At 44.8% G+C, this 17,671-nt stretch carries 17 protein-coding genes; 8 read left to right on the forward strand and 9 right to left on the reverse strand.

The window, feature by feature from the left end:
- Positions 1–2 precede the first annotated feature (2 nt).
- The 3 genes from ACQY1Y_RS15210 to ACQY1Y_RS15220 are packed head-to-tail and all read right to left on the reverse strand — an operon-like array spanning position 3 to position 4,553.
- Positions 3–1,457: an HlyD family efflux transporter periplasmic adaptor subunit gene (locus ACQY1Y_RS15210; protein WP_430013073.1), complete on the reverse strand. Its 1,455-nt coding sequence runs from the start codon at positions 1,455–1,457 to the stop codon at positions 3–5.
- Between the two features lie 2 nt (positions 1,458–1,459).
- On the reverse strand, positions 1,460–4,078 hold the full coding sequence (locus tag ACQY1Y_RS15215) for an ABC transporter transmembrane domain-containing protein (RefSeq protein WP_430013074.1): 2,619 nt from the start codon (positions 4,076–4,078) through the stop codon (positions 1,460–1,462).
- Between the two features lie 7 nt (positions 4,079–4,085).
- Positions 4,086–4,553 (reverse strand): helix-turn-helix domain-containing protein, encoded by a 468-nt coding sequence (locus ACQY1Y_RS15220; protein WP_430013075.1) that lies wholly within the window; start codon positions 4,551–4,553, stop codon positions 4,086–4,088.
- 437 nt (positions 4,554–4,990) lie between these two features.
- Here ACQY1Y_RS15220 and ACQY1Y_RS15225 point away from each other — a divergent pair, with 437 nt between their 5' ends.
- Together ACQY1Y_RS15225 and ACQY1Y_RS15230 are read left to right on the forward strand one after the other, a co-directional pair.
- Entirely contained in the window at positions 4,991–5,590 is a 600-nt protein-coding gene (locus ACQY1Y_RS15225) for a peroxiredoxin (RefSeq protein WP_002735961.1), read from the forward strand.
- A 168-nt stretch (positions 5,591–5,758) separates the two neighbouring features.
- Complete coding sequence (locus tag ACQY1Y_RS15230; protein ID WP_430013076.1) at positions 5,759–7,018, forward strand: L-lactate MFS transporter; 1,260 nt, start codon at positions 5,759–5,761, stop codon at positions 7,016–7,018.
- 39 nt (positions 7,019–7,057) lie between these two features.
- Here ACQY1Y_RS15230 and ACQY1Y_RS15235 read toward each other — a convergent pair whose 3' ends face one another.
- The 5 genes from ACQY1Y_RS15235 to ACQY1Y_RS15255 are packed head-to-tail and all read right to left on the reverse strand — an operon-like array spanning position 7,058 to position 9,734.
- Positions 7,058–7,309, reverse strand: coding sequence for a hypothetical protein (locus ACQY1Y_RS15235; RefSeq protein ID WP_430013077.1), 252 nt, complete (start codon positions 7,307–7,309; stop codon positions 7,058–7,060).
- Positions 7,310–7,342: 33 nt separating this feature from the next.
- A complete protein-coding gene (gene nrtS, locus ACQY1Y_RS15240; RefSeq protein WP_123229848.1) occupies positions 7,343–7,594 on the reverse strand; it encodes a nitrate/nitrite transporter NrtS in 252 nt (83 codons plus the stop codon).
- Positions 7,595–7,597: 3 nt separating this feature from the next.
- Positions 7,598–8,161: a GUN4 domain-containing protein gene (locus ACQY1Y_RS15245; protein ID WP_002776305.1), complete on the reverse strand. Its 564-nt coding sequence runs from the start codon at positions 8,159–8,161 to the stop codon at positions 7,598–7,600.
- Between the two features lie 54 nt (positions 8,162–8,215).
- Entirely contained in the window at positions 8,216–9,346 is a 1,131-nt protein-coding gene (locus tag ACQY1Y_RS15250) for a CO2 hydration protein (protein ID WP_016517069.1), read from the reverse strand.
- A 31-nt stretch (positions 9,347–9,377) separates the two neighbouring features.
- A complete protein-coding gene (locus ACQY1Y_RS15255) occupies positions 9,378–9,734 on the reverse strand; it encodes a DUF1823 family protein (RefSeq protein ID WP_271935011.1) in 357 nt (118 codons plus the stop codon).
- 168 nt (positions 9,735–9,902) lie between these two features.
- Between ACQY1Y_RS15255 and ACQY1Y_RS15260 the strand changes: the two genes are divergently transcribed.
- From ACQY1Y_RS15260 to ACQY1Y_RS15270, 3 genes are all read left to right on the forward strand, one after another.
- Positions 9,903–10,796, forward strand: a complete 894-nt coding sequence (locus tag ACQY1Y_RS15260) for a DMT family transporter (protein WP_430013078.1) — start codon at positions 9,903–9,905, stop codon at positions 10,794–10,796.
- 449 nt (positions 10,797–11,245) lie between these two features.
- Positions 11,246–11,845 (forward strand): type 4 pilin, encoded by a 600-nt coding sequence (locus ACQY1Y_RS15265; RefSeq protein WP_430014683.1) that lies wholly within the window; start codon positions 11,246–11,248, stop codon positions 11,843–11,845.
- A complete protein-coding gene (locus tag ACQY1Y_RS15270) occupies positions 11,820–12,443 on the forward strand; it encodes a pilus assembly FimT family protein (RefSeq protein WP_430013079.1) in 624 nt (207 codons plus the stop codon). The genes ACQY1Y_RS15265 and ACQY1Y_RS15270 overlap by 26 nt, the downstream gene beginning before the upstream one ends.
- 124 nt (positions 12,444–12,567) lie before the next feature.
- Here ACQY1Y_RS15270 and ACQY1Y_RS15275 read toward each other — a convergent pair whose 3' ends face one another.
- On the reverse strand, positions 12,568–12,951 hold the full coding sequence (locus ACQY1Y_RS15275) for a hypothetical protein (RefSeq protein WP_002737184.1): 384 nt from the start codon (positions 12,949–12,951) through the stop codon (positions 12,568–12,570).
- Between the two features lie 84 nt (positions 12,952–13,035).
- Here ACQY1Y_RS15275 and hslO point away from each other — a divergent pair, with 84 nt between their 5' ends.
- The 3 genes from hslO to ACQY1Y_RS15290 all read left to right on the forward strand — a co-directional run bounded on the left by hslO (position 13,036) and on the right by ACQY1Y_RS15290 (position 17,669).
- Complete coding sequence (gene hslO, locus ACQY1Y_RS15280) at positions 13,036–13,950, forward strand: Hsp33 family molecular chaperone HslO (protein WP_002752445.1); 915 nt, start codon at positions 13,036–13,038, stop codon at positions 13,948–13,950.
- Positions 13,951–14,013: 63 nt separating this feature from the next.
- Entirely contained in the window at positions 14,014–15,969 is a 1,956-nt protein-coding gene (locus ACQY1Y_RS15285; protein ID WP_287637545.1) for a chromosome segregation ATPase, read from the forward strand.
- A 488-nt stretch (positions 15,970–16,457) separates the two neighbouring features.
- Positions 16,458–17,669 (forward strand): pentapeptide repeat-containing protein, encoded by a 1,212-nt coding sequence (locus ACQY1Y_RS15290; protein ID WP_430013080.1) that lies wholly within the window; start codon positions 16,458–16,460, stop codon positions 17,667–17,669.
- The last annotated feature ends 2 nt before the right edge of the window (positions 17,670–17,671 follow it).

The following is a 17,671-nucleotide window of genomic DNA, read 5'->3' on the forward strand; positions in this document are numbered from 1 at the left end:
AACTACAGTTTTAACCCATCTTTTTGTAGATCCTTAAAGGGATCGAGGATGTAATCGATCACCCGACGCTGACGGACGATCGCTTCTGCGGTAGCCGTATCTCCCGGATTGAGGGGAATACATTGATTTCCCTTTTGAATACAGGAGCGATCGAGTTGAATTTCTAGCTCGAAAACGTTAATTTTTCCGTTTGGCGTTTCCTTTTCGAGCGCCGTCGGTGATTTCTTGGTGATCTTGCCGCCGATAATGCCGTAATCCTGAAAAGGATAGGCATCGAACTTGACTTTTATCGGCATACCGGCGCGGAGAAATTGACTTTGATCCGTGGGCATTTCTGCCTTGAGAATAAACCGCGATCCTTTCGGTGCTATCTCCGCAACCCGCGTTCCCGACTGCACCACCGCACCCGCGCGTTTAATCGGTAATGAAAAGATTGTGCCGTCGGTATTCGCCTTTAAAACCCTCTGACTTAGTTGGATTTGGAGCGCTTGCCGTTGGCTCTCGCTTTGGGCGATTTCCGATGCCAGTGTTGCGATCTCCGTGTCTAGATTGTTAATCTGCTCCTGTACCCTTAAGAGTGCCAACTCGTTGGAATGGCGGAGACTTTGATAACCCCGCTGCCGCTCCTGTAATTGCAGACGCGCTTGGGCGATATCGGCGCTCGTTTGTTGACTCGTCTGACGGTAGGCACTTTTTAATTCCGCTAGTTTATGTTGATTTTCTTTTACCTCCGCTTTTCCCCGCTCGTAGAGTTGTTGGCGCTCCTTGGCATTGTCCTCGCGCTCGATGAATTGCACCTCCGATATCGCGCCATCTTCCCACGCTTTTCGGTAGCGATCGACTTCTTTTAAAGCCGTTTCATAACGACTTTTGAGAATCGGATAATCGGTCTGACTTTGTGCGAGGGCGGTTTTCGCTTGATTTACCCGCGCTTGTTGTTCTTCTAGGGATATTTTGGCCTTCTTGATTAATGCGTTCACATTCTCCCGCGCTTGTTCGATCGAGGCTTCTTTTTCCGCTGCTGCCGCGCGATTTTGTTGGCTTTGGGTGGTTAAAGAAATCTCTAACTGACTTTTGACAAGTTTCTGTTGGGAAAGACGGCTTTTTTGTCCTTCTATTTTCTCCTCAATTTGTTGTATTTCCTTGCCGATTAATGAGGAATCTAGGGTTAAAATCGGTTGTCCTGCTTTCACCTCTTGGCCTTCACGGACATAGATTTTTTCCACTTTTCCCGTCGCGATAGCATCGATTTTGACTGTTTCTCCTTGGGGTTCCAGTTTTCCTGGTCCGACACCGGTTTCATCGACTTTTGAGAATATCGCCCAGGGGAGAATGATCGAGACGAAAATAATCAGAAAATAGAGTAAACCACGCGTCCAGGGTAGGGGTAAAGTATCGATCAATTCTTTGGTATGGAAAGACCAGTTATCGCGCTCTCTGTCTAGATTGGTTGTCATAGTTATTCACTCAATTGATTAGAGTTCAAATTACGGTAAATTCCAGGTCTGGCCATTAATTCTTCGTGGGTTCCACTATCGACTAATACCCCTCGATCGAGAACGAGAATACAATCCGCGTTCCGCACCGTAGAGAGGCGATGGGCGATAATCACCATGGTGCGATTCTGCCGAATTTTCTGGAGATTTGTTTGAATAATCCGTTCCGATTCGGTATCGAGGTGGGAAGTGGCTTCATCGAGGATTAATAACCGCGGCTCTCCCATCAACGATCGAGCGATGGCGATCCGTTGTCTCTGTCCCCCGGAAAGTAGCCCTCCACCCTCGCCGATCTGGGTTTCGTACCCCATCGGCAGTGATTGAATAAAGTCATGAATTCCCGCTAATTTCGCCGCGACCACCACATTTTCTAGGGGGCGATCGGGATGACCTAAACTGATATTTTCCCGAATCGTGGAACCGAAGAGAAAGGTATCCTGATCGACGACTCCCACCTGTTGCCGGAGGGAACTGAGGGCGATCGTACTCAGATCGTAACCGTCGATCGATATCTTCCCATCGGTGGGGGGATAGAGGCCGATCAGTAATTTCGAGATCGTGGTTTTTCCCGAACCGCTCCGACCGACGATGGCAACGGTTTGACCGGGTAAAATTTCAAAACTGAGGTTTTCTAAAACATTCTGATCGCTGTCGGTGTGGTAGCGAAAGGTGACATTTTCAAAGCGAATATGTCCCTGTAATTCTGGGAGAAACTGACGGGAAAGTTCCTCTAAATTCTCCTCCGGCTTTGCGTCTAGTACATCGTTAATGCGCTCGACGGCGATATTGACTTCTTGAAATTGCGTCCAGAGAACGGTTAAGCGTTGAAAAGGCGCGATGATCTGGGCAAAAAGCATATTAAAGGCGATCAATTGTCCGATCGATAATTGATTTTGAATCACTAGATAGGCACCGAAACAGAGTAACCCCGTCGTCGCTAAAGATTCGATCAGATTACTGAATATCTGGAGATTATTGCCGATGATCTGCCCGGAGAAATTTTTCTTGACCTCCACCGAGAAAAGGTCTTCCCAGTGCCAACGGGTCGAGCGCTCTGTGGCGGTAGATTTGACGGTACGAATACCGGTTAAAATCTCGATCAGGTAACTGCTTTCTTTAGCGATCGCCTGAAAAATATCCCGGGATATTCGCTGGAGAAAAGGGGTAGAAATTAACGCAAGGAAAAAGAACGGTGGCACGATCGCCAAACTGATGAGGGCTAATTGCCAGCTATAGCGGAACATCACCGCCACATACACGAAAACCGTTAATAAGTCAAGTAAAATCGAGAGAGCTTCCCCAGAGAGAAAACGCTGAATCTTGCGATTTTCCCCGACGCGAGAAATAATATCGCCCACATAGCGGGACTCGAAATAACCGAGGGGAAGGCTGAGGGTATGGCGGATAAAACCGGTGATTAATGCCGTATCGATGCGATTAGCGGTGTGATCGAGGAGATAGGCGCGTAAACCGGTAATTGCTACCCGAAAAACCCCGAAAATTAGCGCACCGATCCCCATCGCCCAAAGGGTAGTTAAGGACCCCTGGACGATTACTCGATCGAGGATTAACTGGGTGAAAATCGGCGTAATTAAGCCGAATATCTGGATAAAAAGCGAGGCGACGAAAATTTCCAGCAGCACGAACCAATGGGGTTCCAGTAAGCGATAAAACTGCCAGAGAGAGGTTTTATCCTCTTTCGTGTCCCGGAATTTCTGGTTCGGTTGGAGCAGCAGGGTGAATCCCGTCCATTTACTGGCGAATTCGGCACGACTTAGGGTTAATTGCCCGATCGCTGGATCGCCAATAATCACCTGTTTGGGGGTAATTTTCCAGATAACAACGAAGTGTTTGCCTTCCCAGTGAGCGATCGCCGGTAGGGGCTGTTTCCCTAATCCCTCTAGAGTCGCTTTTACCGGACGGGTGGAGAGGCCGATATTTTCCGCTGCGGTGATCAGTCCCTTCAGGGATGCCCCGTCGCGGTTGACGTTGGCCATTTCCCGCAAACGGTTGACGCTGATTCTTTTGCCGTGATAACGGGCGATCATGACTAAACCGGCCGCCCCGCAATCGGAGGCGGACTGTTGCTCGAAGAAGGGATAACGGCGGAGGGATTGCCCGATCCAGTGACCTAACCGCCGCGCCGGAGAGGGGAAATAGGCTCGATCGCTTTTTTTGTCCGTTTCTTCTGTCTTCGTCCCAAGAAGTTGCTCAATTTCCCGCGCCCGTTGCAGTAATGTTTTTTTCAGGGCGGGGTGTTTTTTCAGGATCGGCCTCAGGGCGGACTCGGGGATAAGAAGTAGTTCCGCCTTCGCCGAGACTCGAACCGAGTAGGGAAGAAAACCCGATCGGGGAAAGAGGGAGAATTCCCCGAAAAATTCGCCGGTTTTGAGCGCAATCATCTCTTTTTGCTGCGAGTTCGCTATACGAACTTTGCCGCCAACGACTAGGTATAACCCCGACTGTACGGGCAGTGTACCCGCTTCCGGAGAGAGGGTGATCGCCGTTTTCTGGAGACTCCGCCACTGGGTTTCGGACAGGAATTCCGGCCAGGGATTGACGAGGCTGTGAGTATCGAGCATAGTTGTTTTAAGCTTTGGCTGAAGGAGAAAGATCGACGATGCGGAGCGGCTGTAGCTGTTTGCGGAGGCGATTGATGTGGGTGGGGGTGAGTGCAACCCCGAATTCTTTCTCTAGATGCCGCGCTAACCAAACTCCCGACCATCGCTTAAAGGAATAGCCGAAATCCCGGGGGGATTTACTAATCAGTTCCTTCAGGCGATCGAGGTAAGGTTGATCAACTTTTGAAGGGCGACCGCGGCGGTATTTTTGCCAGCGATCGATCTTGCCACTCTCGGCGATCAGTATCCATTTACTAGCGGTGGCGGCAGTACAATCGAGAAGCTTACGGATCTCGCCCTGGGATTTGCCCTCGTCAGCGAAAAGAATGATTTGAATCCGTTTGCGATCGATATCGAGGATATTCGGTTCTGTTGAGATTTCGAGAAGTTGCTGACGTTGGGATGAGGATAGATATTTACCGGTGCTTGATGACATTGACATAGCCTTTGTAACTATAAGTAAAAGCAGACAGCAGCAGGTCGGAGCGTTGAGGCAAGAAAGATGTACTAAGTTGTACAATGGGCTGACTTCCCCGGGTGACGATCTCTTTCGCTGTCCTTAAATTATTATTGTGGCTGCGAAAGTGAAAATTATGCAGTCTATTAAATTCTTTTGCTCTCCCCCGATAAGCTGTTGACTATCTAAATTACTCGTTAAGACTGCAAGGGAGCGGGCAGCAGGGAGCAGGGATCGGCAGTTTGAGCATTTGTACTAAAATTTCCAATATGCAGTTTAAATTCAGTACAGCTGACAACCTTCCCAACAACCAACTAACGGCCAATTACTCAAAATCGTTATGACTATGATATAGTTGTTAAGGAATGTAAAAATAGTTGCATTTTCCCAGAAACTAGATTAAGGAGATTAAAAGTATGACCGCCGAAGGTTGCTTAAGAGTCGGACAAGCGGCGCCGGATTTCACCGCGACCGCCGTTTTCGATCAAGAGTTCAAAACCATCAAATTGTCGGATTATCGGGGTAAATACGTCGTTTTATTCTTCTATCCCCTCGATTTTACCTTTGTTTGCCCCACGGAAATTACCGCTTTCAGCGATCGAGTTAGCGAATTTGCCAGCATCAACACCGAGATTTTAGGGGTGTCCGTCGATAGCGAATTTGCTCACCTCGCATGGATTCAAACCGAGAGAAAATCCGGCGGTGTGGGGGATGTGGCCTATCCTTTGGTGTCGGATCTGAAAAAAGAAATCAGCACCGCTTACAATGTTCTTGATCCTGATGCGGGGGTATCCCTGCGTGGTCTCTTTATCATCGATAAAGAAGGTGTTATCCAACACGCTACTATTAATAATCTTTCCTTTGGTCGCAGTGTCGATGAAACCCTCCGCACTCTGAAAGCGATTCAATACGTCCAATCCCATCCGGATGAAGTTTGTCCCGCCGGTTGGCAAGAAGGCGATGCTACCATGGTTCCCGATCCTGTGAAGTCAAAAGTTTACTTCGCAGCAGTTTAGTTAAAGTTCGTCAGAAGTCCCTCAGCTATAGATGGGGAGAGACTTTTAAGGGGGTGAATTATTTCACCCCCCATTTTAATCGGAAAATTTTCTGGAAAATTGGCCCTATTAGCCATGACCTCATCTAGAATACTGGCCAGACAAGTCTAGAAAGAGTCACGGCGATCTATGACTACCAGTAATTATGATTCCGAGTTGACAGTTTTGGGATTACCCGCAGCCAAAGGTAGATGGTTATTAATACCTCTAGGAATGGGCGTTTTACTCTGTTTAGGGACGGTGTACTCTTGGAGTATCTTTAGAAAACCCCTAGAAACAGAGTTAAATCTCAGCGCCACGGAAAGCTTACTACCCTACACTGTGGCCCTAGTGTTTTATGCCGCTTCTATGCCGATCGCCGGTTTTTATATCCCCCGGGTAGGTACTCGCAGGATGACCGCTATCGGCGGAATTATCGTCGGTTTAGGCTATATTCTCGCTAGTTTTGCCGCTCAGATCCAGACAATTATTCTGACCTACGGAGTCATTGCTGGCACGGGAGTCGGCATCGCTTACGGTGTTCCCATGGCAGTGGTGGCACGCTGGTTTCCCGACAAAAAAGGTTTAGCGGTGGGTTTAACTATCATCGGATTTGGCCTTTCTCCCCTGATTACCGCACCTTTAGCCAATCGATTAATCAATGAATATAGCGTTAGACCAAGTTTAAGATTTTTGGGGATTATCTTTACAATAATTATTATGATTATTGCCCTCGCCATGAAATTACCCCCCCAGGACTGGCAACCTCCCGCAAATTTAGCTAATCGAAAATCCGACTTTCAGGCCAATTATCCAGTGAATATGCTGAAAAGTCGCTCATTTTATGGCTTATGGCTTTGCTATGCTATTGGTGCTTTAATTGGCTTGAGTGCCATCGGTATTTCTAGTCCCGTCGCTGAGGAAATTATTCAGATTGAGCCAGGGTTAGCCGCTAGTAGTGTTGCTCTATTTGCCTTGTTTAATGGTATTAGTCGTCCTTTGTTCGGTTGGTTGAGCGATCGCTGGAAACCCCATTATCTAGCGATTGGGGCCTATACACTCATTTTGATCGGTTGCCTGTTGATGGTCAAGGCCGAAAAAGGGGCAGTTACTAGCTATCTAGTGGCTTTTTGTCTATTTTGGTTCTGTTTAGGGGGATGGTTAGCCCTAGCTCCCGCTACCACTCTCCACTTCTTTAATCCTGACCACTACGCCCAAAATTACGGTATTGTTTTTACTGCCTACGGTGTCGGTGCTTTGATCGGAACTTTAGTAACTGGTAGAATTCGCGATTGGTTCGGTACTTACACTTATGCTTTTTATGCTATGGCTGTATTGGCAATACTGGGCATTTTTCTCGCTAGTGCCTTACTGAAAAGAGAGCGATCGCAGCTATCAAATCCTAGCTAAGGGAGTTAATCTTACCCTAGAGTAGATACTGCTGCTATTTTATAGTTTAAAAGACTCGAAAGAGGTCACATTGAACGGTATAGGTCTTTTAATCGCTCTTTTTCTGGGTGATTGTCGATCTTGAATCAAATCTCGGTTTTTCTCGAGGAAAGAAATTAACTGATCATCAGGGATTTCTTGGAATTCGCCAGTTTTCAATAAAACAGCAGCCATGGTAAATCGGACTCCCCAATATTCCTCTCGATCGCTATCATAGCAGCCCTCTGCTAACAGGGAGTTCCCTAGAGTCAAAGAAATCACCACTTAGAGGTATATTCATTGCCTTTATTGTTGGGATTTTTTCGGCCACTGCTGACGGCGATAACTGCTATACTGCCCATGAACATTGACCAGATAGGGAACTAGATAAGTCAGTGATGCCGCCAGCCAGCGATCGCTTGTCATACGGCCGCCCACTATAGCATAACCGTGGTTAATTGTCAATAAAATTGTCCCCACTACTACAGCCACTTTTATCCCGGTGGGAGCAAATTGGGGGGATAATAAAGCCCGAAAATAGCCGATAATCCCTTTCATTGCCTATAAATCGCACTCTATCAGGCGAGTAAAGCAAAAAGTCACCATTTTTAACCCGTAGGGAGATTTCCACCAGAGAGCGGGAAAACAACCTTGAGGAGCTGCGAGACTAAAATCCCAGTGATCATAATCATCGATACGCCACTGCTCTTTATCGCGCCATCCTACCAATTCACCAAATTTTCTAATCGTTTCCGCGTCTTGGGTACGCAGGGTGTTAATACTACCGCCGGCGGCAAAATATAACTTCACCTGATTGCTAAAACCGAAATGATCGCCGCTATAATTTTTCCAAAGGCGATCGAGTACTCGAATCACATTAACGGGAAACCGCATCATATCCTCTGGGGTTAAAGTATCGCGGGTTCTGCCGGCAGTTTCGAGGATAACTCGGAGAGTTTCTGCGTCTGCCTCCCTAAAGTTCCCCTCAGCTAGTAATTGCTGTAATTTACCATAGCGCTCGATGTCTGGTACTAACATCTGCCGCGCTTCGATGAGGGCAACCCGTTCGGTTAAAGATTGCAATTGAGCTAAAATATCCTGAAGTTGGGCGTTAATATCTGACATAAATGTAAAGGGGGTTTGTTGACTGCAAAACTTACCGATTTATCGGCAGAATAATTATTGATTTACCGCTTCTAATCTTGACTTGACAAAGCGATTCATCCATGCTTCTAGATAGATGCGATTGGCTTTTTGTTCTTTTAAATCTGTGGTAGTTAAAGGGTAAGGTGCTAATCCTTGAATGGCTGCCGTTGTCACACAAAACATCGACTTTTGAAAAGTTTCGCAAATCTGGACTAATAAATCTTCCTCTTGACGAAAACTTTTTTTATAAATGTCGTGCAGATAATCTGGCAAAAAGTGACGCATATCCTGCATTAATAGTGTGGGAGGAATCCCTGCACCTCCGATGGGTAAAGGATCCGCATACAAAGCACCATAGGCAAACATTCCTTGATCGTAGGGAATTTGATAGGCTTGGGCATTATAGGAAATTGTACCGGGAAAAGGTGTTCCGCGAAAGAAAACCGCCTCAACGTAGGGGATTGCCGTATCTGCAAGAAAGGTTAATCCTGCCGATTTGGGGATCAGATCATAGGTTTGTCCTTTGATTTTTACCTGATAGACAATTGCTTGACTAGCATTATCAACTAAATTTTTCTTAATGTGTGCCACCACTTCGGGAATATTGGTAATTTTTCCGACATCGTAGAGATCGGATAAACTTAAAAAAGTATCGGCCATAATTCGCCAAAATTGACCTAAACCGCTATAGTAGGCCATCATCCGCATTTGTTCTGGCAAAAATTCAGGAAAGGCTTTATTTAAAATTAAAACTAGGGGATTATTCCTAAATTTGGCTTGAATAACTTTGGCTGTCACTTCCCGAAAAGCGGCACCATCTACATAACTATCTAAACCACCCCCACCATGCCAAAACATCGCTTTCATACAGTATTCAGCATACTCAAAATTAATGCGATTATGCCACCAGTGTTGTAGTAATTTCTGCCAAGATACTTGACCATTAAAATATTTAAAGAAAGGGAAAAAAACCAAAAACTGATTTTCCGCAATATAAATTAAATTTTTGGAATAAGCATCTAACACCACTCCGTAACTTTTCAGGATACCCACTACCTCGATCAAATTCTGGGGAGTATCTTTTAACAATGCTTCCCCAGCAGTGAGACGCTCAATATAGGATGCTAGGGGATGAGAGGAGGACTTGACAGGGATAGTAACCATGCTAGAAGCTTGATAAAATAACTTTCCTGATCTATTTTAACCCATAAAAGCACAACCAATTAGCGGCGGTGGCACGGCGAGTCATGCGGGGATTGAATTCGCCAATTTTATAACCGGTAAACCCCAATTTATCTTTTAATAATTGTTTATTTTCTGGCAAGATCGATCGAGTTAATTTTACTGTTGGGGGACGATTGGCAATAAAATCCGGGGGTTCGGGATATTCACGGAGCCAATCTTCCTCTACTTGACTATTATCCCATTTTCCTTGACTTTCATCGTAGCGATAACCTAAACTTTGCCAAACCAATTTATTAACGGTTTCGTCGTCAATTTCATCGTTAATAATCGCCCAAATTATCTCTATATTTAATTCTGGTAGTTCCATAATCAAGTGAATGGGGTGTAGGGTGTGGGGTGTGGGGTGTGGGGTGTGGGGAGAATAAATAAAATAATCTCCTATTTCCTGACGACCGGCTACTGAGGACTGGCTACTGCCTACGGTTAAAATAACTGGTGAATAACATCATTGATCATCGCGTAAGCGTAGCCTATTTTGCCTCCTTCTAACGCCAAAATTATTTTTATTCTAACTATCGGTGTGGTGTCGGTTTCTGCATCGGCAATTTTTATCCGGTTAGCGATCGAAGCGGTAGGTAATGCTACGATCGCATTTAGTTTATTTTTAGCGACTTCCCGTCTGATATTAGCTTCTGTTGTCCTAATTCCGAACTGGTTGACCTTATCACGCCAAAAAGTTCCTATTCAAGCCTATTATTACGCAGTGGGGGCAGGATTTTGTTTAGCTCTCCATTTTGCTACTTGGATTACTTCTCTATCCTACACCTCGATCGCCGCTTCTACCACTTTAGTCACCACTAACCCCCTCTGGGTTTCCCTGTTGGGTTGGTGGTGGTTTCGAGAAAAACCGACAAAATTAACTTTTATCGGCATTTTTGTGGCTTTAACGGGGGGATTATTGATTGTTTTAGCCGATCGAGATGTGAGTAGTTCTTATCCTAACCCTTTATTGGGCAATAGCTTGGCTTTAATTGGGGCAATTCTCGTCAGTGGTTATATTCTCCTCGGACGGGAAGCACAAAGGAAGGGCTTAAATATTAAGAATTATATAACTGTAGCCTACACTACCGCAGGATTAGCCTTATTACCTTCTATTTTTTTATTTGGTCAAGATTACGAAAGCTATCCCCTATCCGTGTATGTTTATGTGTTAATGATGGCGATTTTTCCGCAATTAATCGGTCATACTAGCTTTAACTGGGCTTTGCGATGGGTAGCACCGACAATAGTAACCATGGTAATTTTATTAGAGCCAATCGCAGCTAGTCTGTTAGGAGTGTTCATTTTTGGGGAAATCCCCCCCCAAGAAGTTATTTATGGTGGATTAATTCTGTTAATGGGTGTAGGAATTGCTATTTTAGGCGGATAAGCTGTTAGTGGCTCTAATATTGCTGGTTAAGTTTAATCTCGATCGCCGATTGTAACCACAGACAAAGACTAGATTAGTGTACAATGATGACTGAATGAGAGTTTAAGTAGGTAGGTCTTAAAAACTTGCGGATGCCCCCCTTATCAAGGGGGGATTAAGGGGGGATCAGCACCCCCCTTATCAAGGGGGGATTAAGGGGGGATCGAACCCAGAATCTATCTTCAATTTAATTGAAACCAGCTACTTAGACAATCTGACTCAATTGAAAAATAGGGTTTTCGGGGAATTAATTCCCTGACTAAAGTTAGAAATATCCGATCATTTGCGTACTCTGTAGTTGAGATATAAAAAAGCCAGTAGTTTTCGGGAAAAACGGGGGGGGGTAAAAAGTGAAATCAAAAGGAAAGGGGATACAGTCAAAACTGTCATCATCCGAGTCGGGTTTCTCGATGTTAGAAGTGATGGTTGCCATTTTAACTATTACCGCTTTCTCAATAGGAACCCTACAGTTAATGGCGTTCACTGCCTTATATAAAGTTCGGTCAGAAAGACAGGCTCAAGCTAACTTTTGGATTCAAGAAGATTTTGAGGATGTCAAATTTTTAGCTTCGACTTTAGATGTTAATGACAATGATGATAGCGTCAATGTAGATAATCATGATCTCGATCTTTTCAGTGAAATATTTCCTAATGTTTGCTCAGATCCGAATCAAGGTTATGCCATTGAATTAAGGAGGCGATTACCGAATGCTGAACCTCCTGACAGTCCGAAATTTGATCCAGATGATCCCAGTAAGGATTATGCTATTCCCTCTGATAATTTACCTGAAGAAACATTAGTAGCAACAAAAGAAATTGTTGGTAAAAACTATTCTATCTATCGAACTTTTAATATTACTAACCAAGCGAATCATCCCCATCGTCTCCGTATTGATTATCGAGTCGAAGCAACAGATGAAACTCCTAAAGATTACCCCAACCAAGAAGATGTTATTGCTGAAAGTTCTGTCGAGGTGATTCCCGATGCGTCGTTTAAATGTCCACCATAAAAATCAGGGTTTTACCCTGTTAGAAATTTTGGTAGCTTTGGCAATTACGGGAATTCTTGCCGCCTTAACCGGACCTAATTTATTAGCGTGGTTGAATAGAAATGAAGTCCAACAAGCCACCGATGCTATACAATTAGCTCTAGAGGATGCCCAAAGACAAGCTATCCGTCGAGGGAAAAGTTGCACGATTAATTTTACTAACCCGACTGGCACTGGCCCCACAGTTTACTCGCAAATAACTGCCACTGAAGCAGGTTGTTTAGTGGCGACTAATACTAATGCGAGTTCCCTAAATCTGCCAGAGGAAATATTTATGGTGGTGAGGAATTTTCCCACCCTAGGCGGCACTCCGGGGGTACAGTTTTCCTTTCGGGGTCATGTGCCGAGGTTAACCTTTGTTCCGAGGGCAAACCAAGCGATAATCGTATTATATCCCGCCGCCAATGCCACCGCCGATCCCTATCCCAACCAAGAAAAAAAATGTATAGTTATCGCTTCTCTGCTAGGAATAGTTAAACAAGGCACTTATACTGGAACTTCTCTAACTAACCTCGATGCTCGTCAATGTGAAATCCGTCTCGATGGAACTCAACCCTAATCAGTTATCAGTTATCAGGTGTGAGTTATCAGTTATCAGTTACCAAATGTGAGTTATCAGGTGTGAGTTTTTAGTTTACTGATTACTGTTCACTGATTACTGTTCACTGTTTACTGATTACTCATTACTTTTGATTGCTCAGAAATAGTCGTAATTTCAATAAACTGAGAGTTTGACCGAGATTGAGGGGAAGGAGAGAAATGCCTTCTAACCGCGATTGTAACCAACCATCGCCCCAATACCATTCGTGATAGCCATCGATACCTTGACTCAAAAGCAAGCGTAAACACTGGTCATTGGCCAATAAAACCTGATGTTGTACGGGGATTAAACCTAACCAAGAGGTAAAAGTCAAACCTTCCTCTAATTTATCGGGTAGATTAGGTGAGAGCATTTGCGGCCACAGCCATTGACGGAGATGAGCAGTTTTGAGCAAACTATCCCCGATAGCCTGTTCACTGGCCGAGATTTCGATACGCAGCTGACTTTGTTGAAAATTGCCGAACATATGATTGTCTGATAATTTTTGTTAAGTTAGTTAAAGAATAACTAAAAATCGGGACAGTGTTTTCCAAGGATAACAGTAAGTAGTATGGCAGATAAATTAATCCGCGCCACGGCCGCCGATGGGGGAATTAGAGTAGTAGGAGTGATTACCACCCGTTTAACCGAAGAAGCTCGCCAAAGACATCAATTATCTAACGTAGCCAGCGCTGCTCTCGGTCGCACGATGGCATCGGCTTTACTCTTGGCTTCCAGTTTAAAAAAACCCGGTTCTAGGATTAATATTCGCATTAAAGGCGATGGTCCCCTGGGCGGTGTTTTGGTTGATGCCGGACTCGATGGCACGGTGCGCGGTTATGTGGACTATCCCCAAGTGGAATTACTCCCCAATGCTAAGGGTAAATTAGATGTGGGTCGCGCGGTGGGTAACAAGGGTTATGTGCGAGTCTTACGCGAAGAAAAAGGCGAGGGGAGAAATGAACTTCAAGAAAGCATCGTCGAGATAGTTTCTGGGGAAGTGGGGGAAGATATCGCCTACTATCTAGACCAATCGGAACAAATTCCCTCCGCTTTGCAAGTGGGGGTTTTTGTCGGTACAACCACAGGAGTAACGGCAGCCGGGGGAATTTTATTACAAGTTCTCTCTAAAGAAGCAGCCCGGGATGAGGTCTTGGTGGCTCGTTTAGAGTCGAGATTGCGAAAATTAACGGGATTTACGCCTCTTTTACGCGCAGGAAAAGGACTAGAAGATATTTTTCAGGAACTTCTCGGAGATATGGGTCTAGAAATTTTTCCGGCTGTGCAGTTGCTGCGTTTTGATTGTGATTGTTCTTTTGAACGGGCCCTAGGAGCTTTAAAATTCCTCGGGGTCGATGAATTAAAAGACATCATCGAAAAAGATAAACAAGCGGAAGCCGTCTGTGAGTTTTGTCGGGAAGTGTATAATGCCAACGAGAGACAATTAATCGAATTAGTCGAGTCTCTACAGGCTGAATCTTGCTGAGAAGTTGGGCAATGAGCGCCATTAGGGTAAAATCTATCTAAAATATCTGCTGGGGAGTTGTGAATGTCTAAAGGAAAAGAATTAACCGAAAATCTAGTCAAACGAGAATCGATTGACCCCCTGACTCGTTGGCCAGAGAAAACTAAGTCTTTTCTTTTTCTCTTTTGGTCTCGATACCAGCATCGTTTCACTTGGAAAGTTTGGGCGGCTTTATTTGTGGTGGTCTTTGGCGGTGTTGGCTTTCTCGCCACTTGGCAGTTATTAAATATGCAGAAGTCGCCCAATTGCCCAAAAATCTTCTGGCCTATCGCTTCTGCCTCCCTGCGTCTCTACTGCGCTCAACTTTCCGCCGATAGTCGCACCGTGGCAGGTTTACTCGAAGCCATTGCCCTAGTGGAAGCTTTACCCGAAGACCATCCCTTGCGATCGCAAGTCAATCAACAGGTGGAAGAATGGGCGCGAGATATACTGAATTTGGCCGAAAAAGACTATCAAGCGGGAAATTTAAAGCAGGCAATCGCTAAAGCTCGTCAAATCCCCAATAATATGGCAGTAGCGGCAATTATTGAAGAAAGAATCGCTAAGTGGCAAGAAACTTGGACGGAAGGCAACGAGATATTAAGCAAACTAGAGGAAAATCTCCGCGCTTCCAACTGGAATCAATCTTTCCGTTTGGCAGTGGATTTATTGAACTTAAATAACGAATATTGGGCAACGGTTAAGTATAATGAAGCGATCGCTAAAATTACCGTCGCCCGGGAAGATAGCAGTAAATTAGATAATGCCTTTAATCTCTTTGCCCGGGGCGGTCTCAACAATTGGTTCAAAGTCATCGAAGAAGCTAGAAAAATTCCAGCCAGCAGTTATGCCTATCAGGAGGCACAAAAATTAATCGCGAAAACCGAGGATAAACTAAAAGAATACGCCGAAAGATTAATTGAGCGGAAGCAATGGCAAGCTCTCCGGGATTTGGCTAACCAAACCCCCAAAGACCTCAAAATTAAAGCAGATGTCACCGATTGGTCTCTCTTGTCGGAAGCGGCCTTAGATGCGGAAACCGGCACGGTGGACGGATTAGAAGCCGGCATACTGGGACTAGAACAAATTGACGCTTCTCGACCCCTCCATCAAACGTCCCTAGCTATGAAGGAGCGCTGGCAGTTACAGGTACAGGATCTAAAAATACTGTCCGAGGCTAGAGATTTAGCACAAGCAGGTACAATCGAGCAGTATAGCGCCGCTATCGCGAAAGCGGGAGAGGTCCCCCGTAATAATCCCCTCTGGTCGCAAGCACAGCAGGAAATTGGCTCTTGGAATCGTCAAATACAAGTGATTGAAGACCGGCCGATTTTAGAACGGGCGCGGGAAATCGCTATCCCCGGCGATATTAATTCCCTCAGTAGTGCTATTATTCAGGCCCGGGCTATTGGCAAGAATCGGGCCTTATACCGAGATGCTCAACGGGAAATTCGCGACTGGCAAGCGCGGATTGAACGCATGGAGGATCAACCCATTTTAGATCAGGCTCAAGCTTTGGCCAATCTCAAAGACTATAGCACAGCGATCGAAACTGCCAATCAAATTCCCCCCGGTCGCACTCTTTCCTCGGAAGCTTCCCAAAATATCCGTCGTTGGCGCCGAGAGTTGCGGGCCCGTCAAAATCTCCAACAGGCTAATCAATTAGCGGCGACGGGAAGCGCAGAGGGTTTAACCCGAGCGATTGCTTTAGTTACCAATATTTCCACTCAAACCGACGCAGGTGTGCAACGGACTGAATTGCTGGAACGTTGGAGTTATCAGCTTTTGTCTTTAGCCATGGACCAAGCTAATAATGGCCGTTATCTGGAAGCTATTCGCCTTGCTGAATCCGTATCCCGGGAAAGTACCGCCTACAGTTCGGCTCGCTCCCAAATGCAAGGCTGGCGCAATATTCTCCAACCGCCGGCCCCACCACCAATAGTTGAATCGACTCCCCTTTCTCCAGAGTCCCCGATAGAAACACCAAGTCCGGGTCAATAAATTGATACAGTCTTGGGGCAGTGAGTGTAGCGAACCACAGAGACACAAAGGACACAAAGATCGATCGCTACTATATAAGTTAAACTTATCACACAAAGAATAAGGGAGCCAAATACCTGTATTATCCTAAATCCGGTTATTAAAGACTGATTATCTATTCCTTCTCTTGTCCCCTGCCTATCCTGATGATATTTAGCCTATACTCAACGGATTTAGTATAGCCAACAAATAACCAAAGCCAATTTTTAAAAGATAATAGGTGTTATGAATTAAATTAATTAATCAAGCAAAAAACAGATATCCGTAATTTCTATAAACCTCCTGCATAATTAATTTTTGATGGTTCAAAAACGGCAATAATAAGGATTAAATAACACAAAATCTTTAAATAGACCATTTAATTGATTATTATTCATTCTTAATTCTCCCGACTACTGGCTACTGACTCCTAACCCTAAAAACGATTTTTGATTTCTGTAAGAGGTCTTATGAAAGCAAGTGAGGTACTGGATTTATATGCCAAAGGGAAACGCAATTTTAAAGGAGTAAAATTAAAAGGACAGTGTTTTCGCGGACAGAATTTATCGGGGGCTAATTTTAGTCAAGCAGATCTGCGTGGTACTAATTTTCAAGGTGCTATTTTAGAGGGAACTAAATTTACCGAGGCCAGGGCAGGATTACTAAAGCGCGGTCGGCTACAATTAATCTTAATTTCTTGGTTAATAGCGGCTTTCTGCGGCTTTGTGTGGGGATTAGCTGGTTATTATCTAGCTTTAATGCTGGTGACGGATGTAAGCCAATTTAAAATCATTGGTGCGGTGATAATCACGATTTTATCCCTAATTTATGTAAGATTTTATCGTCAGCGAGTTGGGGGATTACCCTTAGTTTTATCCTTGATTTCTGGTCAATCAACAAGTTTTATCCTAGCAATTTTCATCAGCTTAATTTTAACTTTATTGACAGTAATTATCTTGGCTTTTCAGGGAGCATTAGCTGGAATAGCCGTGATGAATGGAACTTTTTCTATAGCTTTGATTGTTGGGGTTTGTGGTACTTTATTCACCGCTTATCTGGCCTGGTTGTCCCTAGAAGAATCGAGACAAACAATCACGAAATCGATAGCAATTGCTTTTTTAGCCAGTAAAGGTACAAATTTTTGCGGCGCAAATCTTAAAGAAGCGGATTTCACGGGAGCGCAGTTAAAAGCCACTGATTTAAGAGCAAAAGATTTAACTAGAACTCGATTTTATCTGGTATCGGGCATCGATCGAGCGCGTTGGGAAAAGACAATTTTAGCCGAAGTGGCGATGAGAAATCTTCTCGTTACTGGTCAAGGGGAAAATAAAGCTTATATTGGCTATAATTTTCGTGGACTGAATCTTTACGGGTTTAACTTCAAAAATGCCAATCTGACTAGGGCAAATTTGAGCGAGGCAAATTTAGCCTACGCTAATCTAGAAGGGGCAAATTTAGCCCATAGTAACGTGATGAGAGCCAATTTACAGGCAGCCACCCTGACAGGCGCTTGTATCGAAGCTTGGAAAATCGCCGAAAATACCAATTTAGAAGGGGTTGATTGTGATTATATCTATTTAGTCGAGTCCGACCAAGAGCGCCGTCCCAAGCAGGGAGAATTTGGGGAAGGGGAATTCCAGCAATTGGCCCTGGAGCAGCGAAAATTGTATATTGACGAATGAAT

This window comes from Microcystis ichthyoblabe FBCC-A1114, from assembly GCF_050500245.1.
GTDB classification, from domain to species: Bacteria; Cyanobacteriota; Cyanobacteriia; order Cyanobacteriales; family Microcystaceae; genus Microcystis; species Microcystis ichthyoblabe_A.

What these genes read in the sequence shown, in the direction of transcription:
- ACQY1Y_RS15210 (WP_430013073.1), bottom strand. Translation starts at nt 1,457, where the DNA reads ATGACAACCAATCTAGACAGAGAGCGCGATAACTGGTCTTTCCATACC.
- ACQY1Y_RS15215 (WP_430013074.1), bottom strand. Translation starts at nt 4,078, where the DNA reads ATGCTCGATACTCACAGCCTCGTCAATCCCTGGCCGGAATTCCTGTCC.
- ACQY1Y_RS15220 (WP_430013075.1), bottom strand. Translation starts at nt 4,553, where the DNA reads ATGTCATCAAGCACCGGTAAATATCTATCCTCATCCCAACGTCAGCAA.
- ACQY1Y_RS15225 (WP_002735961.1), top strand. Translation starts at nt 4,991, where the DNA reads ATGACCGCCGAAGGTTGCTTAAGAGTCGGACAAGCGGCGCCGGATTTC.
- ACQY1Y_RS15230 (WP_430013076.1), top strand. Translation starts at nt 5,759, where the DNA reads ATGACTACCAGTAATTATGATTCCGAGTTGACAGTTTTGGGATTACCC.
- nrtS (WP_123229848.1), bottom strand. Translation starts at nt 7,594, where the DNA reads ATGAAAGGGATTATCGGCTATTTTCGGGCTTTATTATCCCCCCAATTT.
- ACQY1Y_RS15245 (WP_002776305.1), bottom strand. Translation starts at nt 8,161, where the DNA reads ATGTCAGATATTAACGCCCAACTTCAGGATATTTTAGCTCAATTGCAA.
- ACQY1Y_RS15250 (WP_016517069.1), bottom strand. Translation starts at nt 9,346, where the DNA reads ATGGTTACTATCCCTGTCAAGTCCTCCTCTCATCCCCTAGCATCCTAT.
- ACQY1Y_RS15255 (WP_271935011.1), bottom strand. Translation starts at nt 9,734, where the DNA reads ATGGAACTACCAGAATTAAATATAGAGATAATTTGGGCGATTATTAAC.
- ACQY1Y_RS15265 (WP_430014683.1), top strand. Translation starts at nt 11,246, where the DNA reads ATGTTAGAAGTGATGGTTGCCATTTTAACTATTACCGCTTTCTCAATA.
- ACQY1Y_RS15270 (WP_430013079.1), top strand. Translation starts at nt 11,820, where the DNA reads ATGCGTCGTTTAAATGTCCACCATAAAAATCAGGGTTTTACCCTGTTA.
- ACQY1Y_RS15275 (WP_002737184.1), bottom strand. Translation starts at nt 12,951, where the DNA reads ATGTTCGGCAATTTTCAACAAAGTCAGCTGCGTATCGAAATCTCGGCC.
- hslO (WP_002752445.1), top strand. Translation starts at nt 13,036, where the DNA reads ATGGCAGATAAATTAATCCGCGCCACGGCCGCCGATGGGGGAATTAGA.
- ACQY1Y_RS15285 (WP_287637545.1), top strand. Translation starts at nt 14,014, where the DNA reads ATGTCTAAAGGAAAAGAATTAACCGAAAATCTAGTCAAACGAGAATCG.
- ACQY1Y_RS15290 (WP_430013080.1), top strand. Translation starts at nt 16,458, where the DNA reads ATGAAAGCAAGTGAGGTACTGGATTTATATGCCAAAGGGAAACGCAAT.